Annotated in this window: 10 protein-coding genes; 4 read left to right on the top strand and 6 right to left on the bottom strand. The window is 62.0% G+C overall.

Features of this window, described 5'->3' with window-relative positions; all coding sequences use genetic code 11:
* Positions 1 to 11 precede the first annotated feature (11 nt).
* The gene (xdhA, locus tag A3AY_RS0129850) at positions 12 to 1,493 is read right to left on the bottom strand and encodes a xanthine dehydrogenase small subunit (RefSeq protein ID WP_018329340.1); all 1,482 of its coding nucleotides are present in this window, start codon (positions 1,491 to 1,493) and stop codon (positions 12 to 14) included.
* A 3-nt stretch (positions 1,494 to 1,496) separates the two neighbouring features.
* Positions 1,497 to 1,862 (bottom strand): hydroxyisourate hydrolase, encoded by a 366-nt coding sequence (uraH, locus tag A3AY_RS0129845; RefSeq protein WP_420830258.1) that lies wholly within the window; start codon positions 1,860 to 1,862, stop codon positions 1,497 to 1,499.
* A gap of 155 nt (positions 1,863 to 2,017) precedes the next feature.
* Here uraH and puuE point away from each other — a divergent pair, with 155 nt between their 5' ends.
* From puuE to A3AY_RS0129830, 3 genes are all read left to right on the top strand, one after another.
* On the top strand, positions 2,018 to 3,436 hold the full coding sequence (gene puuE, locus A3AY_RS0129840) for an allantoinase PuuE (protein WP_018329338.1): 1,419 nt from the start codon (positions 2,018 to 2,020) through the stop codon (positions 3,434 to 3,436).
* Between the two features lie 54 nt (positions 3,437 to 3,490).
* Positions 3,491 to 3,976, top strand: coding sequence for an ureidoglycolate lyase (locus tag A3AY_RS0129835; protein WP_018329337.1), 486 nt, complete (start codon positions 3,491 to 3,493; stop codon positions 3,974 to 3,976).
* A gap of 308 nt (positions 3,977 to 4,284) precedes the next feature.
* Entirely contained in the window at positions 4,285 to 5,019 is a 735-nt protein-coding gene (locus tag A3AY_RS0129830; protein WP_026203972.1) for a DUF899 family protein, read from the top strand.
* A 253-nt stretch (positions 5,020 to 5,272) separates the two neighbouring features.
* Here A3AY_RS0129830 and A3AY_RS0129825 read toward each other — a convergent pair whose 3' ends face one another.
* The gene (locus tag A3AY_RS0129825; RefSeq protein ID WP_026203971.1) at positions 5,273 to 6,565 is read right to left on the bottom strand and encodes an NCS2 family permease; all 1,293 of its coding nucleotides are present in this window, start codon (positions 6,563 to 6,565) and stop codon (positions 5,273 to 5,275) included.
* Between the two features lie 404 nt (positions 6,566 to 6,969).
* A complete protein-coding gene (locus tag A3AY_RS0129820) occupies positions 6,970 to 7,404 on the bottom strand; it encodes an Lrp/AsnC family transcriptional regulator (protein WP_018329334.1) in 435 nt (144 codons plus the stop codon).
* Between the two features lie 130 nt (positions 7,405 to 7,534).
* On the opposite strand from A3AY_RS0129820, the gene A3AY_RS0129815 reads away from it, so the two are divergent.
* Entirely contained in the window at positions 7,535 to 10,588 is a 3,054-nt protein-coding gene (locus A3AY_RS0129815; protein ID WP_018329333.1) for an aminotransferase class III-fold pyridoxal phosphate-dependent enzyme, read from the top strand.
* A gap of 453 nt (positions 10,589 to 11,041) precedes the next feature.
* Here A3AY_RS0129815 and A3AY_RS0129810 read toward each other — a convergent pair whose 3' ends face one another.
* On the bottom strand, positions 11,042 to 14,185 hold the full coding sequence (locus A3AY_RS0129810) for an efflux RND transporter permease subunit (RefSeq protein ID WP_018329332.1): 3,144 nt from the start codon (positions 14,183 to 14,185) through the stop codon (positions 11,042 to 11,044).
* Between the two features lie 30 nt (positions 14,186 to 14,215).
* Entirely contained in the window at positions 14,216 to 15,379 is a 1,164-nt protein-coding gene (locus A3AY_RS0129805) for an efflux RND transporter periplasmic adaptor subunit (RefSeq protein ID WP_018329331.1), read from the bottom strand.
* Position 15,380 lies beyond the last annotated feature (1 nt).

Below are 15,380 nucleotides of genomic sequence, written 5' to 3'. Positions count from 1 at the left end.
GCTTCATCTCCTCACACGGCGCGCCTGGTCTTGCGATCGAGCCGCACAGGTTCAGCACCTTCCGTTTCCAGATAGAACCGGCGCAGCAGGTTCTTCGCGACCAGCAGGCGATAGTCGGCTGAGGCGCGCCAGTCCGTCAGCGGCGCATAATCGGAGCCTAGTGCATCCATGGCGGCTTCGATGGAGGCCTCGTTCCAGTCGGCGCCTTTCAGAACGGCTTCGGTCTTCTCCGCCCGCTTCGGCGTGCCGGCCATGCCGCCATAGGCGATGACCGCGTCCGCAACTTTGCCGTCGTCATCGAAAGTGACATGGAAGGCGCCGCAAACGGCGGAGATGTCCTCGTCCAGCCGCTTGGTGATCTTGTAGACCGCATAGCGCGCATTCTCGTCGAGGAATGGAATGCGAACAGCTTCGACGAATTCACCGGGCTGGCGGTCCTGCTTGCCATATTCGATAAAGAAACGCTCAAGCTGCGCGATCCGGCTCTGCCTGCCCTTGCGCAGGACGACCGTTGCACCAAGCGCGATCAGCGCTGGCGGCGTGTCGCCGATCGGCGAACCGTTGGCGATATTGCCGCCGATGGTGCCCATGTTGCGAACCTGCTGACCGCCAATCCGGTTCCAGAGTTCGGTGAGTTGCGGAAAATGCTCGGTGATAATCGGGAAGGAGTCCGTGTAGCTCACGCCGGCACCGAGGGTGACGCCGCTTTCGTCGACAGTGATCCGCCGAAACTCGTCGAGATGGCTGAGATGGATGACCGGGGAAATATCGCGCATCAACTTCGTCACCCACAGGCCTACATCGGTCGAACCGGCAACGATGCGGGCCCCCGGCTCGGCCTCGTAAATGTCCGCAAGGTCGCTAACGGAGGCAGGCAGGACGAAGCGTTCGACGCCTTCGCCGATGACGACGCGCTTGTCGTCCTTCAACGCCGCCAGCTTCTGGCCGATCGTCTCCCGTTCCAGCACCAGAGGATCGCGGCCGAGATCGCCGATGGTCGAGATTGCCTCCGCCGCGCGGATGATGGCAGCATAGCCGGTACAGCGGCACAAGTTGCCCTGAAGCGCCTTTTCGATCTCCTCGACCGAGGGCTTTGGATTTTCCATCCACAGGCCATAGAGCGACATTACGAAGCCCGGCGTGCAGAAGCCGCACTGGGAAGCATGCGTATCGACCATTGCCTGCTGCACGGGATGGAGCGGCCCGCCGGGCGCGGCGAGACAATCCACCGTCACGACGTGACAGCCATCAAGCGAGCCGACGAAGCGGATGCAGGCGTTGACGCTCTCATATTTCAGCCGGCCATCCAGGAGGCGCCCGACGAGCACGGTGCATGCACCGCAGTCGCCTTCGGCACAGCCTTCCTTGGTGCCGCGCAGACTACGGTCGAGCCTCAGAAAATCGAGCAACGTCTGCACCGGCGAGACGGTGGAGAGCTCGACAGGGCGGTGATTGAGCAGGAAACGGATCGAATTGCGGATCTGCACGGTCATGGTTCAGCTCCCGCGATAGGTGGAATAGCTGTAGGGCGAGAGAAGCAGCGGCACGTGGTAATGCGGGGCCGCCTCGGCAATACCGAAGCGGATCGGTATGATGTCGAGGAACGGGACCTCACCGACGTTGTTGCCGAGATAATCGCCGGCGTGGAAGCGCAGTTCGTAGACACCGGCCGTCATCTGCTCGCCGGAGAGAAGCGGCGCATCGCAGCGGCCATCGGCATTGGTCCGGCTCGAGCAGATCCATTCGGCGGCTTCCCCGGCAATCCGGAAGAGTTCGATCAGCAGGCCTTCGGCCGGTTTGCCGAGCGCCGTGTCGAGCACATGGGTGGTCAGCCGACCAGTGTGGGATTGCATACGTTTCACCCTCCGAAGACTGCATTCATTCGGCCACTATCCTTCACCCCACTTCGCTCCGGTAGCGGGCTGATCCTTCGAGACTTTCAAAACTTTCGGGGGGAATGGCGCGCGCGTTTTCTGGCTAGAAATCGGCCAATCGTTGTTTTGGGAGAAGTGGCTTCATGAGATATCCGCGTGATCTGCAAGGCTATGGCGAATTCACACCGGGAGCCGTCTGGCCGGATGACGCCTGCATCGCCGTGCAATTCGTCGTCAACTACGAAGAGGGCGGCGAAAATTGCGTGCTGCATGGAGACAGCGCGTCGGAAGCCTTCCTGTCGGAAATCGTCGGTGTGCAGGCCTGGCCCGCGCAGCGCCATTGGAACATGGAATCGATCTACGAGTACGGCGCCCGCGCCGGCTTCTGGCGGCTGCACCGGCTGCTGACGGAGCGACAGGTTCCCGTGACCGTCTATGGCGTGGCGTCGGCGATGAAGCGTTCGCCGGCACAGGTTGATGCCATGCAGAAAGCCGGCTGGGAAATCGCCTCGCACGGGTTGAAATGGATCGAGCACAAGGGCATGGACCCGGACGAAGAGCGCAGGCAGATCGCGGAGGCAATCCGGCTCCACGAGATCGTCACCGGCGAGCGGCCGCGCGGGTGGTACACCGGCCGTTGCTCTGAAAATACCGTCGACCTCGTGACTGAGGAGGGTGGTTTTGCCTATGTCTCCGACAGTTATGCGGATGATCTACCCTATTGGCACGAGCATGCGGGCCGACACCAGCTCGTCATTCCCTACACGCTCGACGCCAACGATATGCGTTTTGCTACTGTGCAGGGCTTCAACAGCGGCGATCAGTTCTTCAGCTACCTGAAGGACACGTTCGACATGCTTTATGCCGAGGGCATGGCGGGAGCACCGAAGATGATGAGCATCGGCCTGCACTGCCGCCTTGCCGGCCGTCCGGGACGAGCCGCGGCGCTCGCCCGGTTCATCGACTACGTGAAGAGCCACGAGAAGGTCTGGATCGCCCGCCGCATCGACATTGCCGACCACTGGGCACGCGCGCATCCTTTTCAGCCCAAGAAGGACAGCCCATCGCGCCTGACGGCGGACGAATTCGTTGCCCGGTTCGGCGGCGTCTTCGAGCATTCTGACTGGATCGCCCGGCGCGCGTTCGCCGAAGAACTCGGGCCAGCGAACGATACTGCAACCGGCCTTCACGCCGCGCTGACGGCCGTCTTCCGGACGGCAAGCGAAGCAAAGCGGCTCGGCGTGCTCAACGCGCACCCCGATCTCGCCGGCAAGCTGGCGCAGGCTAAACGGCTGACGGAAAGTTCGACCAGCGAGCAGACTTCCGCCGGTCTTAATGCGCTGACGGATACCGAGCGCGCTCGGTTCACCGATCTCAACAGTCGCTACGTCAAGACCTTCGGCTTCCCCTTCATCATCGCGGTCAGGGGTCTCGCCAAGAACGACATTCTGGCTGCATTCGAACGACGCATCGGCAATGACCGGCAGACCGAATTCGATACCGCCTGCCGTCAGGTGGAGCGCATCGCGCTGCTTCGCCTTACCCACATGCTACCAGGCTGACACAAGCCGCGGCCCTGGCCGCGCCGGTCTGGACGGATTTCCAAGGAGGAGCAGATGAAAACGATCGAGATCAGGCCGCTGACCCGCGAGGCCTTTGCGCCCTTCGGCGAGGTCCTGGAAACCGAGGGAGCGCCGAACTTCCCGATCAATGCTGGCAAATGCGTGCGCTATCACGATCTCGCCAGGATCGAGACGACCGGCGAAAAGGCGCGACCGATGATCAGCCTGCTGCGCGGCGAGCCCTATCCGCTGCCGCTGGAACTCACGATGGTCGAGCGCCACCCGCTGGGTAGCCAAGCCTTCATTCCACTGAGCGAGCATCCGTTCCTCGTCGTCGTGGCCGAGGAAACGGGTGACGGTCCCGGCGAGCCGATCGCTTTCAGGACGGCGCCTGGACAGGGCGTCAACATCGGCCGCAATGTTTGGCACGGCATCCTGACCCCGCTTTGTGGCATCTCCGATTTCGCCGTGGTGGATCGCGGCGGTGACGGCGTCAATCTGGAAGAGCATTTTTACGCGCAGCCGTTTCTGATCCGCTGATAATAGCCCCTCCCGCAATTTTAGGCCGGTTCATCCAGACCCGGCCCCTAACCAAAATGCGGAATACTTTCTGTCGCAATCGTTCGCAAATCGCCGACTTTTACGACGGAATTTCCATTAAAACCTGAAGTGACGACCTTCGCGAGCTTGGAATTTTTGCGTAAGTGCCTCTGCTGCGCGCCACATCCGGACCTGTCAGTGATGCCTCCAAGGTCGCGTTTCGACCCTAAGCGGCAATTGATCCACGGCGTAACGCTCACTCATTGTGCTATAATAACACCAACTCGTTTGCTTCGATGGGGGCGTCCATGGGCGTGACCTTTCCAAATGAAAGTCCGGCGTATCGCGCCGCTCGCAACAAGCTATTGCAGCGCGAGGTAGGACTCCGGCGCGAAATGGAGGCAGTGGCCACGGCTATCAGAGCGCTGCCACCCGGTGGGGCCATTCCCGAGGACTATGAATTCGACCACATTGACGCAAAGGGCGCACCCGCAAAAGTGCGATTGTCCGAACTGTTCCGTCCCGGCACCGATACGTTGATCCTCTACCATTACATGTTCCCCAGGCACCGCAGCGACGAGCGGCCAGGACCGAGCAGCGGGCCGATGGCGCAAGCCTTGGTGGAGGCGGGACCGTGTCCATCCTGCACTGCCTTGCTCGACAACTGGGAGGGAGCCGTACCGCACGTAGAAGGGCTGGGAGCGAACATCGCGGCCGTCGCCAAGGCGCCGATCGAACAGGTCGCTGCCTTCGCAGCGCATCGCGGCTGGCGTCATTTGAAACTGCTTTCTGCCGCCAAAAATAGCTTCAAACGCGACTATCATGGCGAGGATGAGGAGGGGCAACAGGTGCCGATCCTTACCGTATTCCACAAGGGCCTCGACGGGGTGATTAGGCTGAGCTGGGCCTCCGAGCTGTTGTTCTCGCCGACGGAGCCGGGGCAGGATCCGCGACATGTCGGCACGGTCGAACCGATGTGGACCCTCTTGGACCTCACTCCCGGAGGGCGGCCGGACGCCTACGAGCAGCTCCAATACGAGTGAGGAAACGGAGGTGAACGTCGGGCCTTGACCGTGATTGCGTGACAACGCCGCCGCCGACATCTAAGCCGCGCACTGAACTATCGTCCGTCTCCCCACCCATCACGGTCCTTATGGATCGTGGCATGTGGGCGGCTTCTGGCCACAGCGGAAGACGCGGATTTGTCGCGACAACCGGGCCGCAATGGCTGCGGCCCGGCCCAGGTTTCCTGAAGTCTCGGCAGGCGCGGCGGAATGCGCCGCCTCGCCCATTCAGTCACTCCGCGAAAAAGGCGAAGCGGACGACGAAAAGTGTGGCGACGATCTGCGTTGCCGGGTGAATGACGCTCCACTTGCCGGTGAAGACTTTCAGCACGACGTAGCTGATGAAGCCGAAAGCCAGACCGTTGGCGATCGAATAGGTGAACGGCATGGCGAGCGCTGTGATCGCGGCCGGCGCGGCCTCCGTCAGATCGTCCCAATCGACTTCCGTTAGTTCGCGCATCATCAGGCCAGCGACGTAGAGCAGTGCCGGGGCCGTCGCATAGGTCGGTACCGAGCCGGCGAGCGGCGAGATGAAGAGCGAGGCGAGGAACAGGATGGCGATGACGAGCGCCGTCAGGCCGGTGCGCCCGCCGGCCTGGACGCCGGAGGCGCTTTCGACATAGGCGGTGGTGCTGCTCGTGCCAATCAGCGAACCGGCGACGATGGCGGTGCTGTCGGCCAGAAGTGCCCGGCCGAGACGGCTCCGTTTGCCTTCCTGGATGAGATTGGCGCGCTTGGCGACGCCGATCAACGTGCCGGTCGCATCGAAGACTTCGACGAGAACAAAGACGAGAATGACATGGATCAGGCCGCCATGCAGGGCACCGACGATGTCGAGCTGGAGGAAGGTCGGGGCGATGCTCGGCGGCATCGAGACGATGCCGCGGAATTCGCTGACACCAGTGATCCAGGACAGTACGGTCACCGCGAGAATGCCGATCAGGATGGCGCCGCGCACCTTTAGCGCATCAAGCACCGCGATGACGAAGAATCCGAAGATGGCAAGCAGCGGGCCAGTGGCCTTGAGATCGCCGAGCCCCACCAGCGTTGCCGGATTGTCGACGACGATGCCGGCGTTCTTCAGCGCGATGATGCCGAGGAAGAGGCCGATACCGGTGGCGATGGCGCTGCGCAGCGAATGCGGAATGCCTTCGATCAGCCAGCTGCGAACGCCGGTCACCGTCAGGAAGACGAAGATCAGGCCCGAGATGAAGACGGCCCCCAAAGCCTGCTGCCAGGTGAACCCGAGGGCGGCAACCACGGTGAAGGCGAAGAAGGCATTGAGCCCCATGCCAGGCGCCATGCCGATCGGCCAGTTGGCGACGAGCGCCATGACTGCCGAGCCGAGTGCTGCGGCGATGCAGGTGGCGACAAAGATCGCGTCCCGATCCATGCCGGTCGTCGACAGGATGTCGGGATTGACGAAGATGATGTACGACATTGTGAGAAATGTCGTGAGGCCGGCGACCAGTTCGGTGCGTACCGACGTATTGTGCTCACTCAGCTTGAAGAGCCGTTCCAACATATTTCCTCCCTTGGCCGGGCAATCCAGCCCGGCAAATGTCATTGGCGCGCCGCCTTCTCCTCCGGCGAGCGCCTCGCCTTACCGATCTTCAAATCGTCACGACTTGTCAGGGCCCCTGCCCGATCAGGTTCCCGCTTCCCGCCAAGGGATGCCGGATGCCTCATTTACGGTTTTTCAATTGTGCGGGTTCGTGATGCGGATCGCTAGACGTCCATTTCGACGGCGAAAGCGAAAGACTTTCAAAATTTTCAAGGACAGTATCGGGAGGAATGAGCCCTGTTTTGAAGGAAGAACACGTGCCGAATGACCAGGGCAACAGCGCGATCCGCTTGAAAGCGCAGTGTCTTCCTGCGTTTTGCCTGAAGCCTATCTTGTTAGCACGCTCAGCAAAGTCAAGCGCGGTGTCAGCTTCGTTCGATGTCGCGCCGAAGGACGATTGCGGTCGTCAGGTCTTCGACGTTGTCGAGTGTGGCCACTTCGTTTCGCAATTCGTTGAGCGCATTGATCGACCCGACTTCGACCTCGACGACGAGATCGAGCTGGCCGCTTACGGACGATACCTTCCGCACTGCGGAGAAGCCGGCCAGGCGATCGAGCACGCCGATCGACGGCGTGCGCTTCAGCGTCAGAAGCAGAAAGGCCTGGATCTGCCCTTGGTCCAGCTGGCCGATATCGGCCCGATAGCCGCGGATGATGCCCTTCTTTTCGAGCCGGCTGACCCGCTCCGTCGTGGTGCTTCTTGAGAGCCCGATCCGCCCGGCCAACGATTTCATCGGAATGCGGCCCTCCCGCGACAGGATGCTGAGGATGGCCCGGTCGATCTCGTCTGTGTCCTGCATGATTTCCGCTCATTGCTGCTGCCGACAAGATGACGGTTATTATAAACATTGTGCCGGCACAACCGGCATAATGCCGGATGCATATGGCAGCCCCTCGTGCAAACTCTGACCAACAGAAGAGGGATTTCCCATGAACGACATGCTGCAGACCACACCGGATTTTTCGATCGAGCAGGCAAAGCTTTTGCTGGCAGAGCACTACGGCCTCGAGGGCTCGCTGTCGCCGCTCGACAGCGAGCGCGACCAGAATTTCAAGGTCGCGGCCAGTGACGGCAAGATCTATATCCTGAAGATCGTCAATGCCGCCGAACCATTGGTTGAGAGCGAATTCCAGACGGAACTTCTCGGCCATCTCGATGTGCATGCGCCGGATCTTCCTGTACCGCATATCCGCAAGACCGTGTCAGGAGCCAGCCTCGCAGAGACCACGAGCGGGCATGGCGTTCGCCACCTGCTGCGGCTCGTCGGCTGGGTGGCGGGCGTTCCTCTTGCCCAAGCGTCCCGAAGTGATGCGGCGCTGGAATCGCTCGGGAGCCTGCTCGGCCGTTTCGATGCGGCGCTGAAAGGGTTCATGCATCCCGGCGCCCTGCGTGATCTCGACTGGAATCTCTGCAATGCTGGCCGTTCGGCCGAAAGGCTCCACCATATCGCCGATGTGGACGACCGCGCGCTGCTCGAACGGTTTCTGGCACGCTTCGAAACCAAGGTCGTGCCAATGCTGCCCAAGCTGCGCTCGGCGGTCATCCATAATGACGCCAATGACTGGAACGTGCTCGTCGCCCACGCCGATCACGACCGCATTGCCGGTGTGATCGATTTCGGCGATGCGCTCTATGCACCCGTGATTGCCGAGATCGCCATCGCCGCCGCCTATGCCGGTCTCGACCACGCCGATCCGATCGGCGCCGCCGCCACCATTGCGCGTGGTTTCCATGCGGAATATCCGCTGCTTGAGGAAGAAATCGCTCTGCTCTTCGACCTGATCGCGATGCGGCTGGTGACGTCGGTGACGATCTCGGCGTCGCGCCGCGCCCACACCGACGGAAATCCCTATCTCGCGATCAGCGAGAAGCCGGCATGGGCGCTGCTGCGCAAGCTCGACGCGATGAACCCGCGTTTTGCGACCGCGATCCTGCGTCATGCCTGCGGTTTCGAGGCCGCGCCCGGAGCACGCGCAGTCACGGCTTGGATCAAGGCACACCGCAAGACCCTGCAGCCGCTGCTCGACAGACCGGCGGCGACCTATCCGGCCGATCTCGTGCCCTATGGCAACTCCACGCATCCGATGACGGTGAAATCCGCCGGCCAGCGGCCACACGAGGCGCAGGCGATCTGGGAAGACCATTGCCGCAGATACGGTTTCGATCTCGGCATCGGTCCCTGGGGTGAGGCGCGCACGGTCTATGCTGGCGAGATGTTCGTCTCCAAGCTGATCGACAACAGGCGCCGCACCCGACATCTCGGTCTTGACCTCTTCATGCCGATCGGCACCAGGGTTTACACGCCAATGGCCGCCACGGTCGTCAGCGTCGAGATCGAAAACGAGCCGCTTGGATACGGCTGCCTGGTCGCGCTCCGCCACGAGCCGGCGGGCTGCCCGGCCTTCGTCACGCTGTGGGGGCACCTTGCCCACGAAGCCCTCGACCGGTTGAAATCCGGTGACCGCCTGGAAGCTGGAGCTTTGGTGGGAAAAATGGGCGCTCCAAACGAAAACGGCGGCTGGGCGCCGCATCTGCACCTGCAGATTTCCACCGACACCAGCCTTTCCGCAGCCGAAATTCTCGGCGTTGGCGAGGAGCGCTATCTCGATGTCTGGGCAGAACTTTTTCCCGACGCCAATGCGTTCGCCGGCATTGCGCCGGAGTTTTACGAACAAAAAGGCCGATCTCTCGAAGAAATCGTCAAGCGCCGCCGGGAATTGCTATTGCCGAACCTGTCGATCTCCTATGACAAGCCGATCAAGTTCGTGCGCGGCGAAGGCGTCTGGCTGATAGACGATCGCGGCCGGGCTTATCTCGACTGCTTCAACAATGTCTGCCACATCGGCCATGCACATCCGGCTGTGGTCGAGGCCATGGCAAAGCAGGCCGCGACGCTCAATACCAATACCCGCTATCTGCATGACAACATCGTTGCCTATGCCGAGCGGCTGACGGCGACGATGCCGGGCAAGTTGTCGGTTGCCGGCTTCGTCAATAGCGGTTCGGAGGCAAACAGCCTGGCGCTACGCCTGATGCGCGCCCATACCGGCCGCGAGAACGCGATCGTGCTCGACTGGGCCTACCACGGCACGACGCAGGAACTGATCGATATCAGTCCCTACAAGTTCCAGCGCAGGGGCGGCAAGGGTCAGAAGCCGCATGTCCATGTCGCGCCGGTTCCCGATAGCTATCATGCGCCGGCCGATTGGCCGGTCGAGGAACACGGCACGCGTTTCGCCGAGAGCGTTGGCGAGCTGATCGCGATGATGCGGGCAAAGGGAGAAGCGCCAGCCTTCTTCATGGCTGAATCCATTCCGAGCATCGCCGGCCAGGTGTTCCTGCCCGACGGATACCTACAGCAAGTCTACCGCATGGTGCGCGAGGCGGGCGGCGTCTGCATCGCCGACGAAGTGCAGGTCGGTTTTGGCCGGGTCGGCAGCCGTTGGTGGGCCTTCGAGACGCAAGGGGTCGTGCCCGACATCGTCACCATGGGCAAGCCAATCGGCGACGGACATCCGCTGGCAGCCGTCGTCACGACGCGCGACATCGCCGACAGTTTCAACAACGGCATGGAATATTTCAACACGTTCGGCGGCAACCCGGTGTCCTGCGCCGTCGGCCTTGCGGTTCTCGATGTCATCGAAGGCGACGACCTGCGCCGCAACGCGCTCGAGGTCGGCAACTACCTGATGGCCGGCTTCCGGGCGATGCAGGAACGCTTCGAAGCGATCGGCGACGTCCGCGGCATGGGGCTATTCCTCGGTATCGAACTGGTAGAGGATCGAAAGAACAAGGCGCCCGCCACGGACTTCGCCCGTGCCGTCTCCAACGGCGCGCGACAGCGTGGCGTGCTGATCGGCACGGAGGGGCCGCACGACAACGTGCTGAAGATGCGGCCGCCCATGATCTTCTCGCGGCGAGATGCCGACCATTTGCTTGCGGTGCTTGAGGAAACATTCGCGGCAGTCACCGCGAGGGGCTGAGCCAAATTCACAAGAAGTGGAAACGAAATCCCGGTCCGCGGTTTTGAGCCGCCGCGTGGCCTACGTCCCTGGTGCACGGACCCGCGCCTCGGCGCTTCGTGGGTGGCGGCTGGAAGGGAATGCGCGAAGACCCAGAAACGAAAAAGCCTGCCGCGGGAGGAGGTGCGGCAGGCTTTCAAAAAGAACCGAACGGCGACTGGGAGGAGGAGTGTCGCCATTCCGCAAGTGCCCTCTGGGAGGAGGAGTAAGGACACTTACAATCGAAGCTTTGCGGGAGGAGGTGCATCGCTTCGATGATTTGACTATACACGGTTTCCGCTCAAATAGTAGGCAGAATTTTGCAGAGCAGCCATGCGCTATGCGCGTAGCGGGGGGCTCCCCGACCCATAAATCGATTGAGTACCGCCGAAAACGAATAACACACTTCGGCGGTGTTCAATGCCGATTCAGTTCCTATTCGGCGGCCAGGGACGCCGGATAGATCGCATCCTCCTCCGGCTCCTCGTTCGTCTGCTCGGGTTCGGAGGCCTGTTTTTTCGGTTCCTTGCCGAAGAACAGGGCGTAGCCGGCAGGGAGGACGAGGATCGTCAGCACGGTAGCGACGAGGATGCCACCCATCATGGCGAAGGCGAGCGGGCCCCAGAAAACGCCGCGCGAGATCGGGATGAGAGCGAGCACAGCCGTCATTGCCGTCAGGACGATCGGCCGGAAGCGGCGCACGGCCGAACCGATGATCGCTTCCGACCGCTCCATGCCGGCGGCAATGTCCTGGTCGATCTGGTCGACGAGGATGATCGAGTTGCGCATGATGATGCCGAGCAGCGCGATGACGCCGAGGATGGCGACGAAACCGAAAGGCGCGCCGCTGATCAGGAGGGCTGCGGCCGCACCGATGATGCCGAGCGGACCGGTCGCCAGCACCAGCATTGCCTTGCCGAAATGCTGCAGCTGGATCATCAAGAGCACGACGATGACGGCAAGCATGATCGGCGCCTTGTCGGCGATCGACTGCTGGCTTTCGACAGAATCCTCGGCGCCCCCCTGGATCTCGACCGTATAGCCCGGTGCAAGCCCGTCGCGCAGCAGCTTCAGGTCGGCATACATTGCCATCGCCACGTCGTTCGGCTGCACCCCATCCGGCAGCGTGCCGCGCACGGTGATCGTCGGCAGGCGATTGCGGCGCCATTCGATGCCCTGCTCGAGAACCGGGACGACCTTGGCGACTTGCGACAGGGGCACGAAACCGCCGAAATCCGTCGGGATATAGACCGAATCCACCGCCGACAGCAGGTGACGGCTCGTCTCCGGTTCACGGGCGACGATGGAGACAGTCTCCTCACCATCGCGCACGTTATCGAGGGGAGCGCCTGCCGTCGCCGCCTGCAGCATCTGGCGAATGCGCTGCGAGGTTACGCCAAGGGCGCGGGCGCGATCCTGGTCGATCACCAGTTTCATCGCGGGCACGGGCTCCAGCCAATCGTCGTGGATCGCACCCAGCTCAGGGTTTTCGGCAAACTTCGCCTTGACCTGATCGGCGATCCGTCGGACTTCCGCGCGATCCGGACCCATCACCCGCATCTGGACCGGCCAGCCGGTCGGCGGCCCGAGGAACAGGCGATCGACCTTGCTGCGGATTGACGGGAATTCCTCGGCAAGGATGGTCCGCAGCTTGACGATCAGCCGCTCGCGGGCCGATTCGTCGTTGGCCATGACGAGAAGCTGGGCGAAGTTCGGATTGCGCAGCTGCTGGTCAAGCGGCAGGAAGAAGCGCGGAGCGCCCTCGCCGATATAGGTGGCGATGAACTTCTTGTCCGGATCGTCCATCATCTTCGCTTCTAGAGCCTTAGCCTGAGCCTCGACTTGCCTGATGCTGGTGCCTTCCGGCAGCCAGAGATCGACGAGGATTTCGGGGCGCGAAGACTGCGGGAAGAAGTTCTTCGGAATGAACTGGAAAGCCCAGAGGCTGGTCGCGAAGGTAGCCATCGTCAGCGTAAGCACGATGATGCGGTGGCGTACGGCCCAACCGACGGTGGCCCGCAGCCGGCGATAAAAGCGCGTATCGAAAACGTCGTGATGCTCGCCGGCGTGCTTTCGCTGCTTGAGGATCAAATAGCCAAGCCAGGGCGTGAAATAGACCGCCACGAACCACGAAACGACAAGCGCGATGCCAACGACATAAAACAGCGAGCGCACATATTCGCCCGCGGTGGAGGCGGCAAAACCGACGGGGATGAAACCGGCCGTGGTGATCAGCGTGCCGGTTAGCATCGGGAAAGCCGTCGATGTATAGGCGAAACTTGCCGCATCGACCTTGTGCAGCCCCTCCTCGAGCTTGCGCTCCATCATCTCGACGACGATCATCGCGTCGTCGACAAGCAGGCCAAGCGCAATGATCAGGGCGCCGAGCGAGATGCGCTGCAGGTCGATGCCGAGTTCGTACATGATGGCGAAGGTGGCAGCGAGCACCAGCGGAATGGCGATCGCGATCACCAGGCCAGAGCGCCAGCCGATCGACAGGAAAGAGACGACGAGCACGATCACCAGCGCCTCGCCGAGGGCATGCATAAATTCGCTGACCGCCTCCGTCACGACTTCCGGCTGATTGGAAATCTGCTCGACCTGGACGCCATAGGGCAGCGCAGACTCGAAACGCTTGTAGGCTTCCTCAACTGCGGCGCCGACATCGGTAACCTTGTAGCCTTTTGCCATGACGACGCCGAGCTGGACGCTGTCTTCGCCGTTGAACCGGTATTTGCGCTGATAGGGATCTTCGAGGCCGGAGGTCACGGTCGCGATATCGCCGAGACGCGTGATCTGGTTGCCGGCCCTCAGCCGAAGCTCACGAATGTCGGATGCCCGGGTGACGCCGCCATCGACGGCGATGCGGACGGAGCGGGTGCCGGTATCGACGGAGCCTGCCGGATCGACATTGTTCTGCCCCCTGATGGCGTTCTGCAGGTCCGTCAGCGTCAGCCCGCGTTGGGCGAGCACCTTGGAGGAAATGTCGATGTATATCTTTTCCGGCTGGTCGCCGATGATAACGGCCTTCTCGACGCCGGGCGTCGACAAAAGCATGTCGCGCGCCTGGATGGCGAATTTCTTCAGCTCGGGATAGCTGTAGCCGGAGCCACTCAGCGAATGAAGCGTAATGAAGGTATCGCCGAACTCGTCGTTGAAATAGGGCCCGAGCAGACCTTGCGGCAGTTCGTTCTCAATATCGCCGACCTTCTTGCGAACCTGGTAGAAGGCATCGGCAACCTGCTCGGCATTGGTATCACCCTCGATCTGCAGCGTGATGATGGCGCTGCCGGCGCGGGTGTAGGAGCGGACGAAATCGAGATGCGGCGTCTCCTGCAGTTTGCGCTCGATCTTGTTGACGACCTGGTCTTCCATTTCCTGGATCGAGGCGCCCGGCCAGATCGCCTGCACGACCATCACCCGGAAGGTGAAGTCCGGATCTTCCTTTTGCCCCATCCGCATCAGACCGAGAACGCCGGTGATGAGGATGAGGCCGAACAGAAAGCGCGCAATGCTCGGGTGCTCAATCGCCCAGCGGGAGAGGTTGAAGGGTTGTTTCTGATCGGTGGAGATGGCCATCGGCTTCGTTCCGTTCTCGTTCAACCGGGTTCAACGCGTCAGGGTGGCAGCGTCGGCTGCCGCCGATTGCTTGGCGGCCATACCTTCGAGCTTCACCTTGAGGCCTTCGGTCATGAACTGCGTACCGGCGGAAACGACGACGTCGCCGGGCGTCAGCCCTTCGGCCACGCGCACTCCATTACCGGTGAAATCGGTGACGGTGACCACGCGGGAGTGCACCGTTTCGGTTGTGCGATCGACCGTCCAGACGATCGGCTGATCATCCTTCTTGGTCAGAGCGGTCAAGGGAATAGAGATAAGCTGGCGTGCGCTGTCGGCGGAGGCTTCGATATTGGCGGTCATGCCAAGCAGAACCTTGGGATCGTTCGGCAGGCCGACACGGACGGCGAACGTACGCGACTGCGGGTCGGCGCTGCCTGCGACCTCCCGCACCCTGCCCTGCAGCGCCAGGGAAGTATCGGACCAGAAGCTGGCCTTCACCATTTTCCCCGGCTTGAATTGGGTGATGTCCACCTCCGGGATTGCGATCAGCACTTCCTTTTCACCATCGACCGCGACGGTGACGACTGGCGTTCCCGAACCGACGACCTGACCGACATCGGCATTGACTGCGGTGACGATGCCGTTCTGATCGGACTTCAAATCGGTGTAGTTGACCTGGTTCTTCGCCTGATCGAGCGCTGACCGGGCTGAATCGCGAGAGGCAACCGCCTGGTCGTAGCTGAGCGTCGCCTGCTCCAGTTGCGCCTTCGACGAGACGTTCTTGGCAAACAGCTGTTCGGCGCGGTTGCGTGCCAACTCTGTGGTCTCGACCTGCCGCTCGGCCGCATCGAGGCTTGCCTTGGCGCTTTGCACCGAAAGCGCGTAGTCGGCAGAGTCGATGCGGGCGAGCAATTCGCCGGCCTTGACCCTATCGCCTATATCGACGAAGCGCTCGCTGATCTTGCCGTCGATGCGGAAGCCGAGGTTCATTTCGACGCGGGCGCGCACCGCTCCGGAGTAGTTGAGCGTGCGCGCGTCACTCGCCTGCGCGATCTCGACCACTTTGACCGGGCGGACAATCGGCGTCGTCTCGGCCTTCTCCTGCGAGCAGGCGGTAAGCGCAAGGAGCGCAGCCGCAAGAAGGGTGGCAAGAAGGGTGGCTGGCAGCATGCGGGCACGGCTATGGCTATGGCTATGGCTAGTCGAGAACATT

Origin of the sequence: Rhizobium giardinii bv. giardinii H152 (assembly GCF_000379605.1) — a bacterium.
Lineage (GTDB): Bacteria > Pseudomonadota > Alphaproteobacteria > Rhizobiales > Rhizobiaceae > Pararhizobium > Pararhizobium giardinii.
This window is presented reverse-complemented; position numbering and strand designations above follow the sequence as displayed.

Coding starts and splice junctions, on each gene's coding strand:
- A3AY_RS0129815 (WP_018329333.1), top strand. CDS start 7,535: ATGAACGACATGCTGCAGACCACACCGGATTTTTCGATCGAGCAGGCA.
- xdhA (WP_018329340.1), bottom strand. CDS start 1,493: ATGACCGTGCAGATCCGCAATTCGATCCGTTTCCTGCTCAATCACCGC.
- A3AY_RS0129810 (WP_018329332.1), bottom strand. CDS start 14,185: ATGGCCATCTCCACCGATCAGAAACAACCCTTCAACCTCTCCCGCTGG.
- puuE (WP_018329338.1), top strand. CDS start 2,018: ATGAGATATCCGCGTGATCTGCAAGGCTATGGCGAATTCACACCGGGA.
- A3AY_RS0129835 (WP_018329337.1), top strand. CDS start 3,491: ATGAAAACGATCGAGATCAGGCCGCTGACCCGCGAGGCCTTTGCGCCC.
- A3AY_RS0129830 (WP_026203972.1), top strand. CDS start 4,285: ATGGGCGTGACCTTTCCAAATGAAAGTCCGGCGTATCGCGCCGCTCGC.
- A3AY_RS0129820 (WP_018329334.1), bottom strand. CDS start 7,404: ATGCAGGACACAGACGAGATCGACCGGGCCATCCTCAGCATCCTGTCG.
- A3AY_RS0129825 (WP_026203971.1), bottom strand. CDS start 6,565: ATGTTGGAACGGCTCTTCAAGCTGAGTGAGCACAATACGTCGGTACGC.
- A3AY_RS0129805 (WP_018329331.1), bottom strand. CDS start 15,379: ATGTTCTCGACTAGCCATAGCCATAGCCATAGCCGTGCCCGCATGCTG.